Source organism: Chitinophaga parva, from assembly GCF_003071345.1.
In the GTDB taxonomy this organism is placed as follows: Bacteria; Bacteroidota; Bacteroidia; order Chitinophagales; family Chitinophagaceae; genus Chitinophaga; species Chitinophaga parva.
Genome location: NZ_QCYK01000002.1, coordinates 1,835,791 through 1,851,773, shown reverse-complemented (window position 1 = coordinate 1,851,773; position 15,983 = coordinate 1,835,791). Strand labels below are relative to the sequence as shown.

Genomic DNA, 15,983 nt, shown 5'->3' with positions numbered 1-15,983 from the left:
CAGCGTTTCTCATCGCCCCGCTGCAAGAATTATTTTTCCTGTCCGTCTGCCATGGCAGCAAGGGCCTGCAGTAGCCAGGCGGCGTGGGGGATCCATTGTTCCGTCCACCGCCACTCATTGCCTTCCGCTTCTTCCTTGAAATCAATGCCGCTGCCGTCGGGGTTGCCGTCTTTGCCGGTAATGCCGTTAGACACGCCTCCTTTTTCAGAACCATGCCCATAATTGGAATGCATGTAAGGCACATTGTGCTGGCCAAACTGGTACATAAAACACATATTGTACGGGTTACATCCCAGGACCCAGGACACCTGGCTGGCCGCAAATGCTGCCAGGGCGGGCTTTACGCCAAAGCGGGCATTTTCACCGCTATTCGGGTATACCAGCCTGCCGCCCACAATGGCGGCCGTGGCCAGTGATGCCAGCCGGGCATTCTCACCCTGCCACCACCAGCCGGTCTCATTGTCATGCGGGATAAAAAAACCGTCTTTCACCGTGCCTTTGAACCGGAACGACTGGCGCGCATATCCAAACGGGTTACTAACGGCGGCGCTTACACGCAGGTTGTAGTCCAATGCCTTTTTAATAGTGGCCAGCGCTGCCCTGCGTGCTCCCGGTTCCTTTTCCATACTGAGGTAGCGGGCCAGGGCCACCACGGGCATACCCGCGTCAGACGCGGGCCAGAAAGGGCGGCTGCCGTCATCTGCTATAAAATAGCCGGCTGCGCTCATGCGGGCATTGAGGTTTGCCGCACGTTTGCGGGCTTCATTCCCGTAATCCGGGTTATTGGTAGTGATCCATAATTCCGTGGCAGCCAGGAGGGCGCAGTAATCGTCAATGATGTTCTCCTTGTGATCATCACAGTAGCGCAGGTTATTCACCAGCAAATGGGCAAAGGCCCGCTCAGCACCGGCCAGGTATTCTGCATTGGTAGCATCGCCGTGCACGTGCAGGCGCGCAGCCCGGGCCAGTGCAGCAATGGCCATACCACCGCCTTCGCGGAAGGCGCACTGGTAGTCATTGGTGGTTACACTATTGGCCAGCAGGCCTACCACCCTTCTTGCTTTCGGATCCTTTTTAAAGTAAGTGAAAAGCGTCATATAAAAGTACCCGGAGTCAGAAAGATCACGCAGGATATAATCCGCGCCCCACATGGCCTCGTTGTTAATGGAATCTTCCACGCCCCAGCGGTGCAGCAGGTTGGGCATGCTTTCCGCGGCGCTCAGCAGGGACCAGGTGACCAGTGGAATTTGCTGGGGCGACATAAAATTAGCATAGGCCAGGTGGGAAAAATACTTGCTTACATCACCGGATGCATCGCACCAGCCACCGCGCAGGTCCACCGTCTTATTACTGCCAAAGAGTTGCGCATGCGCATCGGCCGCCCATTCTTCGGGCGTATTGGCCTTTTGCTTGTTATAGTAATGCAGGATGGCGGGAATGGCCTGTGCGGTAAGCGCATTGGGGCCAATGGAAAACGGAGCGGAGCTGGTAACCATGTTACCTTTTTTCACCTTGAGCACATAAGTGCCGGCAAGTTCCAGGGTGGAAAAGTCAGCCACGTAAAAATTTGTATGTGGGCGCCATTCAGGGACCTGCTGTGGCGCTTCCAGCACGCCACTGCGCACCTTTTCCCCGGTGGCCGCCGCCTCCAGCCAGAAGGCCCTGTCAATTTTCATACTGTCGTCTGCCGCTACCACCGCGTGTTTGGGACTGTGTTGTTCAAAAGCTACCTGGTTTACATAAACCTGCTGCCCCATTGCAGTGCAGCCGCAGCACGCAAACAGTACGAGTGTACATAATGTCTTCATTGGTCTTAATTATTTGAATAGCTATAGCGCCAGGCCGGCGCCGGTCTGTGAAAAACAATTCTATTGTCCTGCTGTAAAGAGTCGTAGTGTGGTAGCGGGCCAGGAAAATGGATTCCAACCTAGTAATTTTTTTCAACATTGCCTACTCCGTTTCAAAAAAGTACTGAATGCGCTACCTTTGCTCTTCAATCAAAAATGGTAATGGCTAGTACAAAGATCACCGTAAACAACAATGGTTCACTGAAAATTGAGGGCGATTTTGAGATCGTGGACCGCAATGGCGTAGCATACGACCTGAACGGCCGCGATGTGGTTTCCCTCTGCCGTTGCGGCATGTCGCAGAACAAACCTTTTTGTGACGGCTCGCACAAAGGCCACTTTGAGCACGATGCCGTTGCGTTCCAGCTGCCGCCCAAAAAGCAGGCATAATGCAACACCAGCCCTGCCGCAACAGGATAAGCGGCAGGGCTTTTTTTTAACATCGCCGGCACGGTATTTTCGTTATTTTTAAATAGCACCTCATCCCCATTAAAATTCCAGCCATGCAAAACGAACGCGTGAAGATCACCGGCACCGAAATTCTTTCCAACAACTGGTACACCCTTAAAAAGGTGATCTACGAATACCAGAAAGCAGATGGCACCTGGCAGATCCAGCAACGGGAAGCCTACGACCGCGGCAATGGCGCCACCATTCTGCTTTACAACCGGGAACGTAAAACGGTGGTACTCACCCGCCAGTTCCGCCTGCCCACTTTTATCAACGGCAATCCCAACGGCATGATGATAGAAGCCTGCGCCGGCCTGCTGGATAAGGACGATGCCGCTACCTGCATTGTGCGCGAAACTGAAGAAGAAACCGGCTACCGCGTGCACCAGCCACGCAAGATCTTTGAAGCGTATATGTCGCCCGGCAGCGTTACCGAAGTGCTGCACTTCTTCGTGGCGGAATATGACCACAGCATGCAAGTGCACCCCGGCGGCGGTATTGAACAGGAACAGGAAGACATAGAAGTGCTGGAAATGCCCGCTACCCTGGCCCTGGAGATGATCGGCGATGGCCGTATCAAAGACGCCAAGACCATTATGTTGCTGCAATACGCGGCCCTTCACCAGTTAGTTTGACAAATAAAACAAACTTTGCATACATAAACATCTGCCTTCCTGGAAGTGTAAAATTTCCACACCAAACGCGCAAAATTTCCACTCAACTTAGACCGCGTTTTTCTATCTTACCCCGCGGATCATTTCCCGGAGCACTGTTTCCAATATTAATTTTACGGCATTCCACAGGTGAACATGATTGTATTTTGACTTCCCGGATGTTGGAAATTGTTTGTGGAAATTGACCACCCCTGAGCGCAAAACGATACATGAAAAAAGTACTATGCCTGTTTGCCTTCCTGTGCGCTATGGAGCTGCCCCTGCATGCACAGACCCAACAGCCTTACATACTGAATGGCAACGCCACACAGCAAAGCTGCAACTGCTACCAGCTTACACCGGCAACTAATTTTGCCAGCGGTACCGTGTGGAACAAGAATAAGATCGACCTCAGTCAATCCTTCAATTATGTATTTGATGTGAACCTGGGCTGCGATCCCAATGGAGCGGATGGCATTGCCTTTATCCTGCAAACGCAGGGCACCAGCCTGGGCGCAAGCGGCCAGGGGCTTGGGTTTAAAGGGGTGACCCCTTCTTTGGGCGTGCTGATAGACACCTACTCCAATGCCGATGAAAACGACCCCTCCTTTGACCACCTGGCCATCCAGATGGACGGTCTTACAGATCATGCCAGCTCCGGCAACCTGGCCGGTCCTGTGCAGGTGATAGATGGGGTAAATAATATCAAGGACTGCCAGTGGCACCTGCTGCGTATTAACTGGGACGCGCCTACGAAAACACTGGTGATCAGCGTAGACAACGCACAGCGCCTCACCCTCACCAAAGACCTGGTGGCAGACATCTTCAACGGCGACCCCAGCGTATACTGGGGCTTTGCCGGGTCTACCGGCGGCGCTACCAATGTGCAGCAGTTCTGCGCCGCACTGCGCCCCGCTTTTGCCTTCAACACCAGCCAAAACCTCTGCGATGGCACACCCGTTACGTTCAACAACAGCTCCAGTTCCTTTGGCACCGTAACCCGCTGGTACTGGGACCTGGGCGACGGCACCACCTATACCGGCCCGCAACCGCCAGCCCACACCTATCCCGCTGCCGGCCAGTATCCTGTAAAATTTGTGATCGAAGACAACAGCGGCTGCATCAGCGATACGCTGAAAACCACCGTCACCATTGGGTCCTATCCCGAGCCGGACTTTGCACCAACTATGCTGTGCACTGGTTCGGACATGCAGGTTACAGATCACTCTGCGCTGGCCGTAGGCACCCCGGCCACCTGGGCGTGGGACTGGGGCAATGGCGCCACCAGCAGCGGGGAAACCGTGCAGGCGCCCTACACCACTGCCGGCGATTATCCCGTAACGCTCCGTGTAACTTCTGCACAGGGCTGTGCGGCCACCGCCACTAAAACACTGCACGTAGCCCCCACGCCACAAGTGAGCATCAATACGGGCAACGTGTGCCTGGGCTCTGCCGCGGGCTTTGAAGGCATCAACCTTACCCCTGCCATTCCCATACAATCCTGGACCTGGAACCTGGGCAACGGCCAGCTGACCGGCGGCCAGCAACCCAGCTACACCTACCCGGAGGCCGGGACCTACAGCGTGCATCTTACAGCCGAAAGCAATGAAGGTTGTGTAACCAATGCACCTGTGGCCCAGGTGGCCGTACTGGATGTAAAGGCGGATGCCGGCGCAGACACGCTGGTGGCCATGGGCCAGCCTTTGCAACTGTACAGCCATGGCGATAACCCGCCCGGCACAAAATATAGCTGGTACCCTGCCACGGGGCTCAGTGACCCCACCATTGCCAACCCGGTGGCCATTGTAAATGCAGACCAGGCCTACACCCTCATGGTGGTAACACCCGAAGGCTGCCAGGATGAAGCCTCCATCCACATTAAAGCCTACAAAGGCCCGGAGTTTTATGTGCCCACAGCCTTCTCTCCCAATGGGGACGGGCATAACGACTACTTCCAGGCCATTGCAGCCGGTGTACCGCAGATCGATTTCTTCCGGGTGTGGAACCGCTGGGGGGAACTGGTATTTTCCACACAGGACCTGCATGGCTATTGGGATGGTAACATAAAAGGAAAGCCTGCCGATGCAGCTGCCTATGTATGGATGATACAGGGGACAGACTACACGGGCAGGCGTTTCAGCCGCCAGGGAGCGGTGGTATTGGTCCGTTAATTATCTTCTTTCGTTATACACGCCAAACTCACAGATGCCAGGTGCTTCATCAAACTTGTCGATAAGGATGCGCACCTTGCCGCCGTACACGCGGTCAAACCGGTGGATCTTCACGCGGTTGGTATCATGCCCGCTCAGCAAGGGTTTCCAGGCACCGTTCTCAAAATATTCAATGCGGTATTCGCTGATATGATTGCCGGTTTCGGTAATGGCAATGGCGTTGAAGGCTTCATCTTTATCAAACACCACTTCGTACCACGGCGCTTTCACAATGCTATTGGACTGCCAGGCGGAATGGAAATTATCATCCGTACCAAAGTCCATGATGTTCATGTCATCGCTGTAGCTGGCGTTTGCCGGCTGGTGCTTGGCAATATTGTGGGAGATGATGGGCGCCACGTGCGGGGGCAGTTTAGGCGCGGGGCCTTCGTTCTTCCAGGCCTTGCCAATGGCGCTCAAAGCCGCCAGGGCATTGTCATCTATGAGACCATCGCGGTTAGGCGCGGCATTGAGGATGAATGTGCAGTAAGCATTGTTCAAAGGCTTCAGCAGGTCATTCACCAGCATGTTAGGATCTTTTACCGGCTGCGTGGGGAAGCTGGTTTTCCAGAACCAGGCGTCATTGATGGGCAGGCAGGTAAGCGCAGGCAGGTTATTGCTTTCCTTGGAGATCCGCTGGCCGGCACCCAGTTCATACGATTTAATATCAGTATACATCAGCGCTTCCGCGGGGTACTTGGCAGAGTTGAGGTCCATCACCAGGCAGTTGGGCTGCAGGGTTTTGATAAGGGTATAGATCTCTTCAAAAGGCACGGCATCATAGGAGATGCGGGACCAGGGCGCATCCCAGCCGTCTATGATCAGCGCGGGGATCTCGCCGTAATTGGTCAGCAGCTCCGTAAGTTGTGCTTTGATCATATCCACATCTGCGCGGGTAATGAAGCCGGGGCGGATCTTGTGATGGGTGTCCAGGATGGAATAATACAGGCAGGGTTTAATGCCCGCCGCACGGAATGCATCCACATATTCCCTCACCACGTCGCGCTTCAGGGGGCTGTGCATCACGTTGTAATCCGTAGTCTTGGTATCCCAGATACAGAAGCCGCTGTGATGCTTGGTGGTCAGGCACGCATACCCCATGTGGGCCGACTGTGCGGCACGGGCCCATTGCTTGGTATCCAGCTTCTTCGGGTTGAAAATGGCCGGCGATGCGTCCGGGTCAGGCCAGTCCTGGTCAAAGAAAGTAGGGATGTTAAAGTGAATGAACATGCCAAAGCGCAGGTCTTCAAACTGCTGCTGCAACTGGTCCAGCGGCAAAGGCTTGCTGCTTTGCTGTGCCAGTGCGGGTGTGGCGGCACACAGGGTAATAGCCAGGATACCCTGATAAATGCGGGAAATGATCTTCATGTCGAAATAGTGTTTTTATTGGTTGGTCCGGTTTCCGGAGCCAATGTTACACATCTTCCCCCGCATTTAAAAAGCTTCTGAAAATTAGTATCGTAAACAATCAAAATACTATCATTACCGCTCTTCAAAATTCAGTGCGCCGGACTAAAATAACGGGGTACATTTAGCAGCAACAAAAATCTATTCATGCGATACGTCTATACCTTGCTGGCCGGCGCCGCCCTCCTGGCCGCCTGCCATACTTCCACCACTGCAGACCGTGGCAAGGCAGATATCCTGGCAGCAGACCTGGATAGCAGCGCACGCCCGGCAGATGATTTCTTCCAGTATGCCAATGGCGGCTGGATAAAGCGCAACCCCATTCCCGCCGAAGAAAGCAGCTGGGGCATAGGCCAGCTGGTAGTGAACGAGAACCTGAAGCGCCTGAAGACCATCAACCTGGAAGCCGACTCCGCCCATGCCGCCAAGGGCACCAAACAACAGAAAATAGGCGACTTCTGGCATGCCGCCATGGACAGTGCCGGTATTGAAGCCAAAGGACTGCAACCCCTGGACAACTGGTTTAAAAAGATAGATGCCATCCACGACACGCATTCCCTCATGGACGCCATGGCGCAGCTGGACAATATTGGCGCCAGCACCATGCTGAGCGTAGGCGTATCGCAGGATGAGAAGAACAGCGAGGTGGAAGCCATGCATGCCTGGCAGGGTGGCCTGTACCTGCCGGAGCGCGAGTACTACCTGAAAACAGACAGCACCTCCCTGCACATCCTGCACAGTTACGAAGCACTGATCACCCACTTCCTTACCATGAGCGGCATGCCGGCAGCAACTGCCGCTACCCAGGCCGGCAACATCCTGGCCCTGGAAACCAGCCTGGCCAAGGTGCACCGCAAGCGGGAAGACCTGCGCGATCCTTACAAGAACTATAACATGCTGAAGGCGCCAGACCTCTATAAAATGGCGCCCAGCCTGGACCTGGAGCAATACTTCAAAACACTGGGCGCATCCCGGATAGACACCATCATCGTAGGCCAGCCGGAATACTACAAAGCCCTGAACCAGCAAGTGGCCGCCACCCCGCTGGATACGTGGAAAGCACTGCTGCGTTTCCGCCTCATTGACGCATTTGCAGAAGCCCTGCCGGATGCCTATGGCGTGGAAGCATTTAACTTCAATAAGCTGCTCACCGGCGCTAAAGAACGTAAGCCGCGCTGGAAGCGGGTGCTGCGCAAGGAAGAAGGCGCCATGGGCGAACTGCTGGGACAATTATTCGTAAAAGAATACTTTAATGCCACCGCCAAGAAACGCTACGAAGACCTGGTAGAAGCCATCCGTGATGCTTACAAGCACCGCATCCAGCAGCTTACCTGGATGAGCGACAGCACCAAGCAGAAAGCCCTCGTGAAGCTGGCCGCCATCAAAAAGAAAGTAGGCTACCCGGACAAGTGGAAAGATTTTTCTTCCCTGGAAGTCACCCACGACAATTATGTGCAGAACCTCATGAACGCAAACGCTTTCTGGGTGCGCTACAACATCAATAAGCTGGGCAAGCCCGTAGACCGCGATGAATGGGACATGACGCCCCAGACCTACAATGCGTATTACAACCCGTCTAACAACGAGATCGTATTGCCGGCGGGCATCTTCACCGTGCCCGGCTACCGCGACGAACAGCTGGACGATGCCCTGGTGTATGGTTACGCAGGCGCTTCCACCATTGGCCACGAGATCACGCACGGCTTTGATGATGAAGGCCGCCAGTTTGATGAAAAAGGCAACCTGAAAAGCTGGTGGACAAAGGACGATGAGCAGCACTTCAAAGAGCGCGCAGCGTTTATAGACCGCCAGTTCAGCAGCTTTGTAGTGGTAGATACGTTTAAGATCAACGGCAAGGCCACGATGGGCGAGAACATTGCAGACCTGGGCGGCATTTTACTGGGCTGGGATGCGTTCCAGAAAACAAAACAATTCAAGGATAACGACAGCATTGCAGGCCTCTCTCCTGCGCAGCGTTATTTCCTGGGCTATTCCCTCGGCTGGCTGATGGGCAGCACGCAGGAATACCTGCGCAACCAGACGCTCACAGACGCGCATGCGCCTGCCCGGTTCCGTGTGAACGGGCCCTTCCAGAATGTAGATGCGTTTTATGCGACGTTCAATGTGAAGCCGGGGGATAAGATGTACCTGGCGGATAGTTTGCGGGTGAGGATTTGGTAAGGGAGTATAACTATTTTTACAAAAAAAAGAGGCTGCATCATGAAACGCAGCCTCTTTTTCCGTTTAAGCGATCACCACATCACCTCCGGAGTATACTTCGGGAAATGCGCATCTTTTGAAACGATCTTATGCCCTTCCACAATGGCCTGCGAAATGATCAACCGGTCAAACGGGTCACGGTGATGAAATTCCAGCGTAGACAACCAACTGATATGGGCAGGCGAGATCTGCAAGATGCCAATGCCGCTGCGCGCAATGACCTTGCTAAGCTGCCCGATCGTCATATCCAGCTGCAGCTTCCCAAGGCTTTTTTTAACCGCTATTTCCCAAAGGCTGACGATGCTTACAAAACACCGGTTGTTCATATCCGATATGCTACGCCGTACCTTTCCCGGCAGGTTTGCATCATCCGTAATAAACCAGATCAATGCGTGGGTATCCAGGAGTAATGCCATTACATATAATCTTTGAAATCATCAGGGGTGGTATCAAAGTCTTGGGCCATCTTGATAAGGCCTTTTGCCAGCCCTGCAGGGCGAATATTTGCTGCATCTGTACTGGCGCCCGCTTCCTGGCGCTGCTGCTGGGACCAAAAGGAAAGTATAAGATCCAGGGGGTTGCTAACACCCCACTGCGCACCGGAATCATTAACGGTGGTGGATGCTTCCCGGGATGCGTAAGGGGAAATATTTGTGGCTAACAGGAAGTCAACAAACTTTATTACCTGCTCTTTTAATGGGGCCGGCAGGGATGCTATTTTTTCAACTAACGCTTTGTTTGTCATAAAAACTGCATTATACCCAAAACTACTTCTTTTCTTTTTGCTAAAAAAATTAGTTTTAAAAAGCCCCCACTTTCCTTAACTTACCCCCCGAAAAAAAGTCAACCCGCTTTGAATCTTACGGAAGAACAAATCATGGCCATGGCCCCGGACGATGCCGCAAAAAAAGCAGGCCTCTCCCTGGCCAGTCCCGCCAAATGGGTGGCCAAAGGTGCCGGCAATACTGCCCTCTGGGGCCTGTGCCAGGGCAGTGGCAGCAAACCTTATCAAACCCAGGTAGACCTGTCCGACTTTGCTACCAAATGCTCATGCCCCAGCCGCAAGTTTCCCTGCAAACACGGCCTAGGCCTCCTCCTGCTCTATGCCCGCCAGCAAGCTATATTTACAGACACCGCCACCCCCGGATGGGTAACGGATTGGCTGCAAAAACGCAACGACCGCCAGGAAAAGAAAACGGAAAAAGCCAGTAAACCCGTTGACGAAGCCACCCGGCAAAAACGCCAGGATGCGCGCCACCAGAAGGTTACAGACGGGATAGAGGAATTACTGCGCTGGACCCGTGACCTGCTGCACAATGGCATGGTACAGCTACCGGAAAAAGGCCCCGCCTTTATTGACAACATGGGCCGGCGCATGATAGATGCACAAGCCCCCGGGCTGGCCGGCCTGCTGAAGGAATTGTCCGACATTAATTTTTACCGCGACGGCTGGCCCTCCGAAGCGCTGGACCAGCTGGCCCGCATTTACATGGTGGCAAAAGGCTATCAGCATATAGACACCCTGCCGGAAAACCTGCAACAGGATATCCGCACCCTGATCGGCTACCCGCAAAGCCAGGATGCCCTTAAAGCCTTGCCCGGCCTGCGGGACCAATGGTTTGTACTGGCCAGGGAAACCGCCAAGGAAGACCAGTTAACCGTAGAACGGAACTGGCTCTACGGCCTGCAAAGCCAGCGCTATGCACTGGTGTTGCAATTCTTTGTACGCAACCAGCAACCCACTTTCAGTGCCCTCCCCGGCATGCTCCTGGATGCGGAACTGGTGTACTACCCTTCTGCCACACCACAACGCGCCATGGTGAAAATGCAGTACGGCAGCAAAGACCGCGGCACCATTCACGGCCTGCCCAACTGGCTGGCGGTATTGCAAACGCAGGCCGCCATGCAAAGCCGCCAGCCATTTGCCACACAATATCCCTTTATTGTGCAGGGACTGCGCGCTGTAAGGCAGGCAGACCAATGGTTCCTGCAGGACGAAGAAGGCCAGTGCATGCAACTGGCAGCGCCTTTCACCGGTCTCTGGAAATGGCTCAGCCTCAGTGGTGGCATGCCTTTGCAAACCGCGGTGATCGGCAAGGGCAATACCTACCGCCTGCTGGGTACCTGGAGTAATAACGACTACAAACTTTTATATGCAAACGTGGAATAACCTGGTGAACAATGCCCTGCTGGGCACCGCCAAAAAGCAGCCGTCGCGCCAGGAGTTGCCACCCGAATTGCAACCCGCCTGGGATGCGGTGGAAGCCACGCAACCGGCACCCGCAGACCTCCTGCTGCAAATAGCCAGCATCACGTCCGCCTACCGCCAGAACGGGCTGATGCCCCTTGCCGGTGACGACGGTGAAATAACCATCGCCCCCCCGGAAACACTACCCTACTGCGGCGCCTTTGCCATGAGCGTACTGCATGATGTACTGGCAGAGGAAAGTCAGCCCCTGCTGCACTACTGGCTTATCCAGTGCGCTGCAAAGCAACAGCTGGTGTGGCCGGAATACGTACCGGAACTTTTACAGGCCGCCGTGCAGTACAAGGAAGTGCGGCACCTGGCCATCCAATGCTGCGGAGAGCGGGGCCACTGGCTGGCTGGCCTCCATGCCGGCTGGAACTTTGCCCAGCCCCTGGACGCCGCCACCCGCTGGCAAACCGGTAACCTGGACCAGCGCCTGGAGGTGCTCAGAGAACAACGTACCACCAACGCTGCCCAGGGGCGCGAGTTGCTGCAGGAAACCTGGAACCAGGAAAACGCCGCTACCCGTGCTGCTTTGCTGGCCGTGATGGAAACAGGCCTCAGCAAAAAAGACCTGCCCTGGCTGGAAACAGTGGTAAATGACAAAAGCCAGAAAGTAAAAGAAGAAGCCCTTCGCCTCCTGGGGCTCATCCCGGGATCGCCGCTGGTGCTGCAATACTGGAATGTGCTGCAACAGGCCGTAACCCTGCACAAGGGCCGCACGGTGCTGGGCATAGGTGGCAGGAAAACGATCAACATTGCACTACCGCCGGATACAGACCCCGGTATCTACAAACATGGCATCCAGAAGCTGAGCAATCAAAAAGAATTTACCGATGATGAATATATCGTGTACCAGCTCATGGAAGCCGTGCCCCCTGTATATTGGGAAGATGCGTTTGAAGCAGATGCAGCGGACATCATCGGCTGGCTGGAAGCAGATAAAAAACAAAAGAAGTTTGTAAAAGCACTGGCCGTGGCCGCACTGCGTTTCAAAGACCAACGCTGGATAGAAGCACTGGCCACGCATGCCGCTACCTTTTACACTGAAACGCTGGCCTTCCTGCCGGAAGCCCTCCAGGATAAATATGCCGTCACCGCGTTTGAAGCACATCCGGAAGCCACCCTGCGCATCGTAAGCAACTACGCCCGCAAATGGCCGCTGGACCTGGCCCGCGCCATCTTCAGCTTCACCGCCAAACAGCCCTACCAGTACAGCAAGCATTTCTACCAGCTGCACATCCGCCGCATCCCCGAAAGCATTGCCACAGAACTGGACAAACTAGGCCCGCAGGACAGCTACACCATGCACCTCTGGACAAACACTGCACAGTACATTCAAAAGCTCATTACCATCAAAGCCAATACCATCAAGGCTTTCAACGGATAAATCATACAACCACGCAAATTGATCATATGTCAGATATCTTACGGGGGCACGCAGAGCAACTCTACGCCCAGGAAATTGAAGAACTGAAAAAGCAGGATGGCGGCGCCAAACCACAGAACTGGCTGCTTACGCCACAAGCGGTAGTGACCTACCTGATGGGCGGCAGGCTGAAAAACGGGTTTGAAGTATCGCCCAAATACATTGGCAACCGCCGCCTCATGGAGATTGCTGTGGCCACGCTCACCACAGACCGTGCCTTGTTGCTGTATGGCCTTCCCGGTACGGCCAAGAGCTGGGTGAGTGAGCACCTGGCGGCCGCCATTAGCGGCGACTCTACGATGATCGTGCAGGGCACCGCCGGCACCAGCGAAGAGGCCATCCGCTATGGCTGGAACTATGCCCGCCTGCTGGCAGAAGGCCCGTCTGAAAAGGCCCTGGTAGCCACGCCCGTGATGCGCGCCATGCAGGATGGCAAGATTGCCCGCATTGAAGAACTGACGCGCATTGGCGCCGATGTGCAGGACACCCTCATCACCATTCTGTCTGAAAAAACACTACCCATCCCGGAATTGAACAAAGAAGTGCAGGCCGTGCGCGGGTTCAACGTGATCGCTACCGCCAACAACCGCGACAAAGGCGTGAACGAGCTTTCCAGTGCGCTGAAACGCCGTTTCAATACGGTGATACTTCCCGTACCGGATAGCATGGAAGAAGAAATAGACATTGTAAAACGCCGCGTGGAAAGCTTTGAAAAGGTGATGCAACTGCCCGCGGAACCGCCGGCACTGCAGGAGATACGCCGCATTGTAACCATGTTCCGTGAGCTGCGCAACGGCGTTACCGCGGATGGCAAGACCAAGCTAAAAGTACCTTCCGGAACATTGAGCACCGCCGAAGCCATTTCCGTGATGAACAACGGCCTGTCCATGGCCGCCTATTTTGGAGATGGCCGTCTCACCGCCGCCGACCTGGCAGCAGGCATTGTAGGCGCCGTGGTAAAAGACCCGGTGCAGGACAAACTGGTGTGGCAGGAGTACGTGGAAACGGTGATCAAATCACGGGAAGACTGGAAAGATATTTACCGCGCCTGCCGTGACCTGGCATAGCACATCATCACAACGACACAATCAACATGGCAATTCATGTTTTAGGTATACGCCACCATGGCCCTGGCTCCGCGCGCAATGTGCGCAACTTCCTGGAGGAACTCCAGCCAGACATTGTGCTGGTGGAGGGCCCGCCGGATGCGGATAACATCCTGCAATGGGTGGGTAACCCGGGGCTGAAACCGCCGGTGGCCATCCTTTGCTTTCAGCCGGAACAGCTGGACAACAGCGTGTTCTATCCCTTTGCAGCATTTTCTCCCGAATGGCAGGCCATCCGCTACGCGCAGGAAAAAAAGATCCCCGTGCGCTTTATGGACCTGCCCATGCAGCACGTGTTTGCACTGGAGCAGCAATGGAAGGAAAAACGCCTGGCGGAAGCAAAAGCAACGGAAACAACGGCACCCCCAACAGGCAGTATAACGGAAACGGATACACGCAATGAAGCAGGTGACATCAACCGGGCACCGGATATACGCAATGAAGCAGGTGACATCAACCCGGCGCTGAACAATGCTGCCAGTGAAGATACAGGCGCCCGGCTCCCCTCCTTCACCCACGACCCGGTGGCCCACCTGGCCCTGGCCGCGGGCTTTCATGACGGGGAAAAGTGGTGGGAGCATATGTTTGAATACCGGCAGAACAATGAGCAGGTGTTTGAAGCCGTGACAGAAGCCATGGCCGCGCTGCGCGAAGCCTATCCCAAAAAAGATCCTTACATGGAGCGCCTCCGCGAGGCCTGGATGCGCAAGACCATCCGCCAGGCGGAACGCGAAATGTTTACCAGCATTGCCGTGATCTGCGGGGCCTGGCATGCACCCGCTTTGCAGACCATGCCCAGGCAAAAGGAAGACAACGACCTGCTCAAAGGGCTGCCCAAAGTAAAAGCAGATTGCACGTGGATACCGTGGACATATAGCCGCCTGAGTTTTGACAGTGGTTATGGAGCCGGTATTAATTCACCGGGATGGTACCATCACCTGTGGCAGCACCCGCAGGACGATGGCACCCGCTGGATGGCCCGCGTAGCTTCGCTGCTGCGCGAAAAACAAATGGACACCTCCGTAGCCCACGTGATAGAAGCCGTGCGCCTGGCGGGCTCCCTGGCCGCTTTGCGGGGATTCAGCAAAGTGGGCCTGGAAGAGTTGAATGAAGCCACCCTGGCTGTGTTGTGCAATGGAGATACCATTCTCCTGGAGTTGATCCGCGAGGCCCTCATCGTGGGCAACACTATTGGTGAAGTGCCGGCGGATATTCCCAAGCCGCCTTTGCAAAGTGATATTGAGAAAACACAGAAACGCCTGCGCCTCCCGGCCACGGCAGATTTCAAGGATTATACGCTGGACCTGCGCAAGGAAAATGACCTGGAACGCAGCATTTTCCTGCACCGCTTACGGTTGCTGGACATCCGCTGGGGTGCGCAGCAGGAAGTGAGTGGCAAAGGCACCTTCAAGGAAATGTGGCGCCTGCAGTGGGAACCGGAATTTTCCATCACCATCATCGAAAAAGGCACCTGGGGCAATACCGTGGCGGAAGCCGCCGGTAAGTACCTGCAACACCAGGCAAAGGAAGCCAGCAGCTTGCCACTTGTTTGCACCCTCCTGGGCGAGGCCATGCACGCGGAACTGCCGGAGGCGGTGCAGGCCCTCATTACCAGCATCAACAACCTGGCCGCCGCCACCGGCGACGTATTGCAACTAATGGAAGTGATACCCGGCCTGGTAAACGTGGCGCGCTACGGGAACGTGCGCAAGACAGACGCAGACATGGTGTCCGGCATCACAGACAGCATGATCACCCGCGTGTGCATCAGCTTACCTGCGGCCAGCAGCGCCCTGGACGAGGAAGCCGCGCAAGCCCTCACCGCACAGTTCCACCGCCTGGACGATGCCATCCGCCTGCTGCAACAATCTTCCACCACAGCGCCCTGGCAGCAAACACTGAACACTATCGCCCGCCAGGAAAACGCCACGCCCATGGTGAAAGGTTATGCTACCCGCCTCCTGGCAGACCACCAGGTACTGCAGGGCGATGACCTGTTGCAGCTTTTTTATTTTGGCATGTCTGCCGCGCAAACGCCTGCCAGTGCTGCGGCCTGGCTGGAAGGCTTCCTGAAAGGCAGCGGCACCTTCCTCTTGCTGGACCCGCAGTTGTGGCACGTAGTGTATCAGTGGGTGAGCCAGCTGCCACAGCATACGTTTGAAGAAGTGCTGCCCTTGCTTCGCCGCACCTTCTCCCATTTTACACCTGCAGAAAGACGCAAACTGGGAGAAAAAGCAAAACATACCAATAGTGATGCGCCTTTACCCGCGGCTACCGCGGATGCTGCATTTGACATAGCGCGTGGCATACAGGGCATACCGGTGGTGATGCAATTACTGGGGCTTCAAAACCCCACGGCGTAACCATTGCGCGCAGCGCACAATCACTTTCATCCCCATATTTTGGAAATTGG

12 protein-coding genes are annotated in these 15,983 nt (G+C 55.1%); 8 read left to right on the top strand and 4 right to left on the bottom strand.

Features of this window, described 5'->3' with window-relative positions; genetic code table 11:
- Positions 1-29 precede the first annotated feature (29 nt).
- Positions 30-1,808 (bottom strand): glycoside hydrolase family 9 protein, encoded by a 1,779-nt coding sequence (locus DCC81_RS17720; RefSeq protein WP_108687917.1) that lies wholly within the window; start codon positions 1,806-1,808, stop codon positions 30-32.
- Between the two features lie 201 nt (positions 1,809-2,009).
- Between DCC81_RS17720 and DCC81_RS17715 the strand changes: the two genes are divergently transcribed.
- From DCC81_RS17715 to DCC81_RS17705, 3 genes are all read left to right on the top strand, one after another.
- Positions 2,010-2,237: a CDGSH iron-sulfur domain-containing protein gene (locus DCC81_RS17715; RefSeq protein ID WP_108687916.1), complete on the top strand. Its 228-nt coding sequence runs from the start codon at positions 2,010-2,012 to the stop codon at positions 2,235-2,237.
- 113 nt (positions 2,238-2,350) lie between these two features.
- Positions 2,351-2,932, top strand: a complete 582-nt coding sequence (gene nudK, locus DCC81_RS17710; RefSeq protein WP_108687915.1) for a GDP-mannose pyrophosphatase NudK — start codon at positions 2,351-2,353, stop codon at positions 2,930-2,932.
- Between the two features lie 248 nt (positions 2,933-3,180).
- A complete protein-coding gene (locus DCC81_RS17705; protein ID WP_108687914.1) occupies positions 3,181-5,121 on the top strand; it encodes a lectin-like domain-containing protein in 1,941 nt (646 codons plus the stop codon).
- On the opposite strand, the gene DCC81_RS17700 is transcribed toward DCC81_RS17705, so the two are convergent.
- On the bottom strand, positions 5,122-6,528 hold the full coding sequence (locus DCC81_RS17700) for an alpha-L-fucosidase (RefSeq protein WP_108687913.1): 1,407 nt from the start codon (positions 6,526-6,528) through the stop codon (positions 5,122-5,124).
- A gap of 186 nt (positions 6,529-6,714) precedes the next feature.
- On the opposite strand from DCC81_RS17700, the gene DCC81_RS17695 reads away from it, so the two are divergent.
- Positions 6,715-8,748 (top strand): M13 family metallopeptidase, encoded by a 2,034-nt coding sequence (locus DCC81_RS17695; protein ID WP_108687912.1) that lies wholly within the window; start codon positions 6,715-6,717, stop codon positions 8,746-8,748.
- A 71-nt stretch (positions 8,749-8,819) separates the two neighbouring features.
- On the opposite strand, the gene DCC81_RS17690 is transcribed toward DCC81_RS17695, so the two are convergent.
- Both DCC81_RS17690 and DCC81_RS17685 read right to left on the bottom strand, forming a co-directional pair.
- On the bottom strand, positions 8,820-9,203 hold the full coding sequence (locus tag DCC81_RS17690) for a type II toxin-antitoxin system VapC family toxin (RefSeq protein ID WP_108687911.1): 384 nt from the start codon (positions 9,201-9,203) through the stop codon (positions 8,820-8,822).
- A complete protein-coding gene (locus tag DCC81_RS17685; protein ID WP_108687910.1) occupies positions 9,203-9,532 on the bottom strand; it encodes a DUF2281 domain-containing protein in 330 nt (109 codons plus the stop codon). Before DCC81_RS17685 ends, DCC81_RS17690 begins: the two co-directional genes overlap by 1 nt.
- Positions 9,533-9,640: 108 nt before the next feature.
- Here DCC81_RS17685 and DCC81_RS17680 point away from each other — a divergent pair, with 108 nt between their 5' ends.
- From DCC81_RS17680 to DCC81_RS17665, 4 genes are read left to right on the top strand one after another with little or no spacing between them, the layout of a single operon-like run.
- Entirely contained in the window at positions 9,641-10,957 is a 1,317-nt protein-coding gene (locus DCC81_RS17680) for an SWIM zinc finger family protein (RefSeq protein ID WP_108687909.1), read from the top strand.
- Positions 10,941-12,425 carry a DUF5691 domain-containing protein gene (locus tag DCC81_RS17675; RefSeq protein ID WP_108687908.1) on the top strand — a complete coding sequence of 495 codons (1,485 nt, stop codon included), beginning with the start codon at positions 10,941-10,943 and terminating at the stop codon, positions 12,423-12,425. The genes DCC81_RS17680 and DCC81_RS17675 overlap by 17 nt, the downstream gene beginning before the upstream one ends.
- A 26-nt stretch (positions 12,426-12,451) precedes the next feature.
- Positions 12,452-13,531 (top strand): ATP-binding protein, encoded by a 1,080-nt coding sequence (locus DCC81_RS17670; protein ID WP_108687907.1) that lies wholly within the window; start codon positions 12,452-12,454, stop codon positions 13,529-13,531.
- A gap of 26 nt (positions 13,532-13,557) precedes the next feature.
- Entirely contained in the window at positions 13,558-15,933 is a 2,376-nt protein-coding gene (locus tag DCC81_RS17665; protein WP_108687906.1) for a DUF5682 family protein, read from the top strand.
- The last annotated feature ends 50 nt before the right edge of the window (positions 15,934-15,983 follow it).

Bases quoted from the DNA above. Each gene is read 5' to 3' on its own strand.
- DCC81_RS17720 (WP_108687917.1), bottom strand. From the start codon at position 1,808: ATGAAGACATTATGTACACTCGTACTGTTTGCGTGCTGCGGCTGCACT.
- DCC81_RS17715 (WP_108687916.1), top strand. From the start codon at position 2,010: ATGGCTAGTACAAAGATCACCGTAAACAACAATGGTTCACTGAAAATT.
- nudK (WP_108687915.1), top strand. From the start codon at position 2,351: ATGCAAAACGAACGCGTGAAGATCACCGGCACCGAAATTCTTTCCAAC.
- DCC81_RS17705 (WP_108687914.1), top strand. From the start codon at position 3,181: ATGAAAAAAGTACTATGCCTGTTTGCCTTCCTGTGCGCTATGGAGCTG.
- DCC81_RS17700 (WP_108687913.1), bottom strand. From the start codon at position 6,528: ATGAAGATCATTTCCCGCATTTATCAGGGTATCCTGGCTATTACCCTG.
- DCC81_RS17695 (WP_108687912.1), top strand. From the start codon at position 6,715: ATGCGATACGTCTATACCTTGCTGGCCGGCGCCGCCCTCCTGGCCGCC.
- DCC81_RS17690 (WP_108687911.1), bottom strand. From the start codon at position 9,203: ATGGCATTACTCCTGGATACCCACGCATTGATCTGGTTTATTACGGAT.
- DCC81_RS17685 (WP_108687910.1), bottom strand. From the start codon at position 9,532: ATGACAAACAAAGCGTTAGTTGAAAAAATAGCATCCCTGCCGGCCCCA.
- DCC81_RS17675 (WP_108687908.1), top strand. From the start codon at position 10,941: ATGCAAACGTGGAATAACCTGGTGAACAATGCCCTGCTGGGCACCGCC.
- DCC81_RS17670 (WP_108687907.1), top strand. From the start codon at position 12,452: ATGTCAGATATCTTACGGGGGCACGCAGAGCAACTCTACGCCCAGGAA.
- DCC81_RS17665 (WP_108687906.1), top strand. From the start codon at position 13,558: ATGGCAATTCATGTTTTAGGTATACGCCACCATGGCCCTGGCTCCGCG.